Below are 5,905 nucleotides of genomic sequence, written 5' to 3'. Positions count from 1 at the left end.
GCGAGGCGGTCACGGTGGCGGCCCCATGGTTCGAGACGGCTGCTGCGCAGCCTCCTCACCATGAGGCCGGGAGATGCTGTCGATCAGAACAACGCTGCGCGAGCAGAGGGGAAACGCCATGGCCCAGGCATCCGGTCTCCCCGGTGTCATCGATCGCGTCGACGAGCGCGCGCCGCGCCGTCAGACCGTCTACGTCTATCAGGCGCCGGTGCGCATCTGGCACTGGACGACGGTGCTGTGCATCCTGGTGCTCGGCGTCACCGGCTATCTGATCGGCTCGCCGCCGCCCTCGCTGTCCGGCGAGGCGAGCGCCCATTACCAGATGGGCTACATCCGCTTCGCCCATTTCGCCGCCGGATACGTGCTGGCGATCGGCCTGGTGTTCCGCTTCGTCTGGGCCTTCTTCGGAAACCGCTGGTCGCGTCAGATCTTCGTCCTGCCGGTGTGGGACAGGACCTGGATCAGGGGCCTGATCTACGAGCTGAAGTGGTACATGTTCCTGGTCCGCGACCCGAAGAAATACATCGGCCACAACCCGGTCGGCCACGCCTCGATGTTCGGCCTGGTGCTGCTGCTCGTCTTCATGATCTGCACCGGCTTCGCCATGTACGCCGAAGGCGCCGGCCGTGAGAGCTGGCAGTACGCGATGTTCGGCTGGGTGTTCTCGATCTTCCCGAACTCGCAGGACGTCCACACCTGGCACCATCTCGGCCTGTGGGCCGTCGTGATCTTCGTCGTCGGCCACGTCTACGCCGCCGTGCGCGAGGACATCCTGTCGCGCCAGAGCATGATCTCCGCGATCGTGTCCGGCGAGCGGGTGTTCCGCGACGATTTTCGCGACGGGTTCAAGGATCGAGCGCCGTGACCACGCTGGTGCTCGGGATCGGCAACATCCTGTGGGGCGACGAGGGCTTCGGAGTGCGCGCCGTCGAAGCGCTCCACCGCGGCTACGTGCTGCCGAACGACGTGACCGTGATGGATGGCGGCACGCAGGGACTTTACCTGGTGCAGTTCGTCACGGCAGCGGACCGGCTGCTGGTGTTCGATGCGATCGACTACGGGCTGGCGCCCGGAACCCTGAAGATCGTTCGCGACGGCGAGGTGCCGAAGTTCACGGGCGCCAAGAAGATGAGCCTGCACCAGACCGGCTTCCAGGAGGTGCTGTCCGCCGCCGATTTGCTCAGACGTTATCCGGGGAAGCTCGCGCTGGTAGGCTGCCAGCCGCTGGACCTCGAGAACTGGGGCGGCCCGCTCACCGCGCCGGTGCGTGACACCATCGCGCCGGCCGTCGATGCGGCGCTCGCCATTCTGAGCGAATGGGGCGTCCCGGCCACGCCGCGAGCGACAGCGGAGGACGGCGGCCTGCTGGCTCACGACATCGACTTCCTGGCCTACGAACGTCGTGCGGTGGGCTGACCATGTGCATCGGGCTTCCCATGCGGATCGTGTCGGGCGACGCCTTCGCGGCGGACTGCGAGCGGCGCGGGGCGCGTGAGCGCGTGTCGCTGCTGCTGGTCGGGCCGCAGCCGGCCGGCACCGCCGTGCTGGTGCATCTCGGCACGGCCGTCCGGGTGCTCGACGACGTCGAAGCGCAGCAGATCGACGATGCGCTGGACGGCGTCGCCGCAGCGCTCGACGGCCGCCCCTTCGACCACCTCTTCGCCGACCTGCTCGAGCGCGAGCCGACGCTGCCGGCCCATCTCGCCGGCCTAGCGGCCACACCCGACCGGGCTGGTAAGTGATTATCCGGAGTGGTAGCGAGCTAACCACCCGGCGATGCTGCAAGGGCAAGAAGAGCGCGCGCACGCAACGCCGCCGTCCGGTGACAGGATTGGGAGGATGACGTGACGACGCCGCTCCTCGACAGCCTCTTGCGCCGCCACGGCCTGCCGGTGGTCGATCAGGACGGCATCGATGCGTTCCTGATGCCGGCCGCGGGCGAGCCGCCGCATGCGCTCCTGTTCTTCACCGGCGATCCTGCGACCCACCGGGAGGTCGGTGACGTCGCGGTCGTCCTGCCGGAGATTCTTTCGGCCTTTCGCGGCCGGCTGCGCGCCGCCGTGGTGGCACGCAGCGCCGAGCGGGCGCTCGACCGCCGCTTTCATGTGGCCGTGCTGCCGAGCCTCGTGCTGACCCGCGGCATCGAGCCGATCGGCGTGTTGCCGCGAATTTGCGACTGGTCCGACTACGTCGCCCGCATCACGGCGTGGCTCGATCCGGCAGCGCCCGTCATGGCGCTCTCGGCCGGGGCGCGCGTCGAAATCGTCACCCCGTAGCAGGACAACGCCATGAAGGCCGGTTTCTGGATCGCCCCGGAGGGAGCCGACAGCGCCGTGACGGCGGTGCCGATCGCGGTGGCGACGGGGCGTCCCGTCTCGGTCCTGACCACGGCTGGTGCCGAGGAGATGATCGCGCGCTGTCCGCGCGTGGCGGCGCTGCTGCCGCTGCTGGTCGAGACGCTCGCCACCCAGGAGGCGGATCGGCCCGGGCGGCTGTTCGATCTCGCCGGGCTCGAGGACATCGAGCTGCAGTTGATCAGCGACGTGGTGGGCGAGGGGGAGGTGGCCGCGACCGTGGCGTTGCCGGACGGGGTGGTCGCCCAAGTTCGGGAATCCGTGATGGCCGGGCTGTGGCGCGTCCGCTTCGCCGATGCGCAGGGCCAGCCGCTCGCCGACTATCTCGAGGTCGGCGCGATCCCGGAGGCCGTCCGCCGGGCCGCCGCCATGACGGCGCCCGCCATCGCGCTCGGCGAGGCGCCCGCCGGCGCCATGAACGCCATGCCGGTGCTGGCCGAGATTCGCGAGCGGATGACGACCTGGCGTCCCGGCATCCCGAATCACACCATCACGTTCTCGCTGCTGCCGATGTCGCAAGACGACATGGCCTTCGTGCAGGCGACGCTCGGTGCCGGCCCGGTCCAGATTCTGTCCCGGGGCTATGGGAGCTGCCGGGTGGTCGCGACCGGGGCGCGGCACGTCTGGTCGGTGCAGTTCTCCAACGCCGCCGATGCCATCGTGCTCGACACGCTGGAGATCGGGGACGTGCCGGCGGCCGCCTGTGCCGCGACCGAGGATTTCCGCGACTCCGCCGAGCGCCTGCGCCAGATCGAGGAGGCCTATTTCACATGAGCGCGGGCGAGGCCGGGGCGGACCGCATGGAGTGCGGCGTGTGCTGGACCGTCTACGATCCGGGCGAGGGGGATGCCGTATGGCAGATCCCGCCCGGCACGCCGTTCTCGGCCCTGCCAGAGGACTGGCGCTGCCCGCATTGTGATGCCGCCCGCGAGCGGTTCATGAGGCTGTCGCATGCCGAATGACCGCAACGCCCCGCCTCCGGACCCGGCGATCGCGGTCGGAGAAGGCCTCGCCGCAGCCTATCGCGCCGTGGCGGCGCGGATGCGTGATCTGCCGGTCTACAATCCGCGGCTCGCCGTGGAGGCGGTCGGCTTCCGCACCTGGGAGGGCGTGGCGCTCGGCGTGATGGTCACACCCTGGTTCATGAACCTGGTGCTGGCCGTCGTTCCGGGCGGACCCGCGCTGCCCGACGCGCGGGTCGGAGACTCCCGTGAGGTCAGGTTCCCGGCCGGAACGATCGCGTTCACGGTGGGCGCGCTGGCCGGCGTCCGACGGCTCGACGCGGCCTCGCTGTTCTCTCCCATGGCCGGGTTCGACGCTCCTGAATCGGCCCGCGAGGCCGCCGCGGCGGCGCTGGCCGCGGTCCTGGATCAGCCGCCGGCCGACACCGACCGCGTGTCCTGTACCGCTCCGCCGCCCGCGCCGCGCGACCGGCGTGCGCTCCTGTTCGGCCGCGGAGCGTCGTGATGCACGAGATGTCGCTCAGTGCCGGTGTGATCGCGCTGGTCGAGGATGCGGCCCGCCGCGAGCGGTTTTCGCACGCCCGCGTGGTCGTGCTCGAGCTCGGCGAGCTCGGCCATGTGGAGCCGGAGGCGATGTTGTTCTGCTTCGACGCGGTCAGCCGCGGCACGGTCGCGGAAGGGGCGCGGCTCGACATCGTCCGGGTGCCGGGTGCCGGCTGGTGCCTGGACTGCGCCAAGACCGTCGCGTTGACGGAACGCTTCGGCGCTTGTCCCGACTGCGGGCGTCGTCACGTGCAGATGACGGCGGGCGACGAGCTGCGCGTGCGGGAGCTCGAGGTCGATTGAGCCGCCGCGTGCGGACTGAGGATGGTTCGGTCATGTCAGGACAAACCAGAGAGGCAATGATGAGGACGCTTCGTGATCTCGCTTCCCCGGCGACCGTGGTGGCCGTGCTCCTGCTCGCGACGAGCGCGGCTTCGGCGCATGTCGGCTCGACGCCGCACGTCCATGGCTTCGCCGACGGCGTCGTCCACCCGCTGCTCGGGCTCGACCACGTCGCCGCCATGCTGGCCGTCGGCCTGTGGTCGGCGACGCTCGGCGGCCGTGCCATGCTGGCCGTGCCGGCGGCCTTCGTCGGTCTCCTGATCGTCGGCGCGCTGCTCGGCGCACACGCCGTCGCGGTGCCGGGCGTCGAGCCGGTGATCACCGCATCCGTGATCGTGCTCGGGCTGCTGGTCGCCCTGAAGGTGCGGCTGCCGATGAGTCCCGCCACCATGCTGGTCGGGCTGTTCGGTCTCTTTCACGGGCTGGCCCACGGCGCCGAGATGCCGGCCGCCGCGAGCCCGCTCGCCTATGGGCTCGGCTTCGTCGTCGCCACTGTGCTTCTGCACGCCGCTGGCGTCGGTGCAGGCCTGGTGCTGGGGCGTGGCGCGCTGCAGCCGGCCACGCGTTTCGCCGGCGCCAGCGTCGCCGCCCTCGGACTGGCGATCGCGGTGCTCGGCTGACCCGGCCGGTGATCGAGGAGACTTGGTGATGTGCACGGTGTGCGGCTGCGGCGGCGACCATGATCACGAGCACGTTCATGCGGACGGGACGGTGCACAGCCATTCGCACGGGCACTCGCATGGGCACTCGCATGGGCACTCTCATGGGTACGACCATGGTCATGATCACTCCCACGATCATGACCACGATCACGAGCCAGTTCATTCTCGTGATCATCGGCACCACGCCGACGGCACGCTGGACTACGGGGCCGGGGAGGCCGGCACGCACGTGCCCGGCCTGAGCCAAGCCAGAATCGTCCGGATCGAGCGCGACATTCTCGCCCAGAACGATGCCTATGCGGCGGAGAACCGCGCGCGTCTCTCGGCGGCCGGCGTGTTCGCGCTCAATCTCGTGTCGAGTCCCGGCTCCGGCAAGACGACGCTGCTGGTCCGCACCATCGCGGATCTGGCCGGCCGGCTGTCCGTGGCCGTGATCGAGGGCGACCAGCAGACCTCGAACGACGCGGCGCGAATCCGTGCGACCGGTGCGCCGGCTGTGCAGATCAACACCGGGAAGGGCTGTCACCTCGACGCCCATATGGTCGGGCACGCGTTGGAGCAGGTGCCGCTCCCGGCCGGCGGGGTGCTGTTCGTGGAAAATGTCGGCAATCTGGTCTGCCCGGCGGCGTTCGACCTCGGCGAAGCTCACAAGGTGGTGGTGCTGTCGGTCACCGAGGGCGAGGACAAGCCGCTCAAGTATCCCGACATGTTCGCGGCCGCCGACCTGATGCTGCTGAACAAGTCCGACCTGCTGCCGCATCTCGACTTCGACGTGGCCGCCTGCATCGCCAATGCGTTGCGCGTCAATCCGCGGCTGAAGACGCTGGTGGTCTCGGCCCGCACCGGTGAGGGATTGTCGACCTTCTATGCCTGGCTCGAGGCAGGGGCTGCGATGGCGGCGGCGACGACGCGGGCCGGCGCTTCGGCCGCCATCACCGGCTGATCCGTCGTGCTGGGCATCCCGACATCGTCGCAAGGCGCGCCGGTCTCGCGCGAGAGAATAAGGCTGCGCGGGGTGGTGCAGGGGGTCGGCATGCGGCCC

10 protein-coding genes are annotated in these 5,905 nt (G+C 70.0%); all 10 read left to right on the top strand.

The window, feature by feature from the left end; genetic code table 11:
* Positions 1-118: 118 nt before the first annotated feature.
* Positions 119-865: a Ni/Fe-hydrogenase, b-type cytochrome subunit gene (cybH, locus tag CH341_RS16130; protein ID WP_111420033.1), complete on the top strand. Its 747-nt coding sequence runs from the start codon at positions 119-121 to the stop codon at positions 863-865.
* Positions 862-1,416, top strand: coding sequence for a HyaD/HybD family hydrogenase maturation endopeptidase (locus CH341_RS16125; protein WP_111420032.1), 555 nt, complete (start codon positions 862-864; stop codon positions 1,414-1,416). The genes cybH and CH341_RS16125 overlap by 4 nt, the downstream gene beginning before the upstream one ends.
* Before the next feature lie 2 nt (positions 1,417-1,418).
* The gene (locus CH341_RS16120) at positions 1,419-1,742 is read left to right on the top strand and encodes a HypC/HybG/HupF family hydrogenase formation chaperone (protein ID WP_111420031.1); all 324 of its coding nucleotides are present in this window, start codon (positions 1,419-1,421) and stop codon (positions 1,740-1,742) included.
* 102 nt (positions 1,743-1,844) lie between these two features.
* Positions 1,845-2,276, top strand: coding sequence for a thioredoxin domain-containing protein (locus CH341_RS16115; protein ID WP_111420030.1), 432 nt, complete (start codon positions 1,845-1,847; stop codon positions 2,274-2,276).
* Positions 2,277-2,288: 12 nt separating this feature from the next.
* Positions 2,289-3,128 (top strand): hydrogenase expression/formation protein, encoded by an 840-nt coding sequence (locus CH341_RS16110; protein WP_111420029.1) that lies wholly within the window; start codon positions 2,289-2,291, stop codon positions 3,126-3,128.
* Positions 3,125-3,316 (top strand): rubredoxin, encoded by a 192-nt coding sequence (locus tag CH341_RS16105; protein WP_111420028.1) that lies wholly within the window; start codon positions 3,125-3,127, stop codon positions 3,314-3,316. The genes CH341_RS16110 and CH341_RS16105 overlap by 4 nt, the downstream gene beginning before the upstream one ends.
* Entirely contained in the window at positions 3,306-3,821 is a 516-nt protein-coding gene (gene hybE, locus CH341_RS16100; RefSeq protein WP_111420027.1) for a [NiFe]-hydrogenase assembly chaperone HybE, read from the top strand. Before CH341_RS16105 ends, hybE begins: the two co-directional genes overlap by 11 nt.
* Positions 3,821-4,162, top strand: coding sequence for a hydrogenase maturation nickel metallochaperone HypA (gene hypA / locus CH341_RS16095; protein WP_111420026.1), 342 nt, complete (start codon positions 3,821-3,823; stop codon positions 4,160-4,162). Before hybE ends, hypA begins: the two co-directional genes overlap by 1 nt.
* A gap of 56 nt (positions 4,163-4,218) precedes the next feature.
* The gene (locus tag CH341_RS16090; RefSeq protein WP_245431090.1) at positions 4,219-4,821 is read left to right on the top strand and encodes a HupE/UreJ family protein; all 603 of its coding nucleotides are present in this window, start codon (positions 4,219-4,221) and stop codon (positions 4,819-4,821) included.
* A gap of 28 nt (positions 4,822-4,849) precedes the next feature.
* Positions 4,850-5,806: a hydrogenase nickel incorporation protein HypB gene (hypB, locus tag CH341_RS16085; protein WP_111420025.1), complete on the top strand. Its 957-nt coding sequence runs from the start codon at positions 4,850-4,852 to the stop codon at positions 5,804-5,806.
* The last annotated feature ends 99 nt before the right edge of the window (positions 5,807-5,905 follow it).

Origin of the sequence: Rhodoplanes roseus (genome assembly GCF_003258865.1) — a bacterium.
Taxonomy (GTDB): Bacteria; Pseudomonadota; Alphaproteobacteria; order Rhizobiales; family Xanthobacteraceae; genus Rhodoplanes; species Rhodoplanes roseus.
The sequence above is the reverse complement of the archived record's forward strand: the minus strand, read 5'-3'. Positions and strand labels throughout refer to the sequence as shown.

What these genes read in the sequence shown, in the direction of transcription:
- CH341_RS16105 (WP_111420028.1), top strand. Translation starts at nt 3,125, where the DNA reads ATGAGCGCGGGCGAGGCCGGGGCGGACCGCATGGAGTGCGGCGTGTGC.
- hypB (WP_111420025.1), top strand. Translation starts at nt 4,850, where the DNA reads ATGTGCACGGTGTGCGGCTGCGGCGGCGACCATGATCACGAGCACGTT.
- CH341_RS16110 (WP_111420029.1), top strand. Translation starts at nt 2,289, where the DNA reads ATGAAGGCCGGTTTCTGGATCGCCCCGGAGGGAGCCGACAGCGCCGTG.
- CH341_RS16120 (WP_111420031.1), top strand. Translation starts at nt 1,419, where the DNA reads ATGTGCATCGGGCTTCCCATGCGGATCGTGTCGGGCGACGCCTTCGCG.
- CH341_RS16090 (WP_245431090.1), top strand. Translation starts at nt 4,219, where the DNA reads ATGATGAGGACGCTTCGTGATCTCGCTTCCCCGGCGACCGTGGTGGCC.
- hypA (WP_111420026.1), top strand. Translation starts at nt 3,821, where the DNA reads ATGCACGAGATGTCGCTCAGTGCCGGTGTGATCGCGCTGGTCGAGGAT.
- hybE (WP_111420027.1), top strand. Translation starts at nt 3,306, where the DNA reads ATGCCGAATGACCGCAACGCCCCGCCTCCGGACCCGGCGATCGCGGTC.
- cybH (WP_111420033.1), top strand. Translation starts at nt 119, where the DNA reads ATGGCCCAGGCATCCGGTCTCCCCGGTGTCATCGATCGCGTCGACGAG.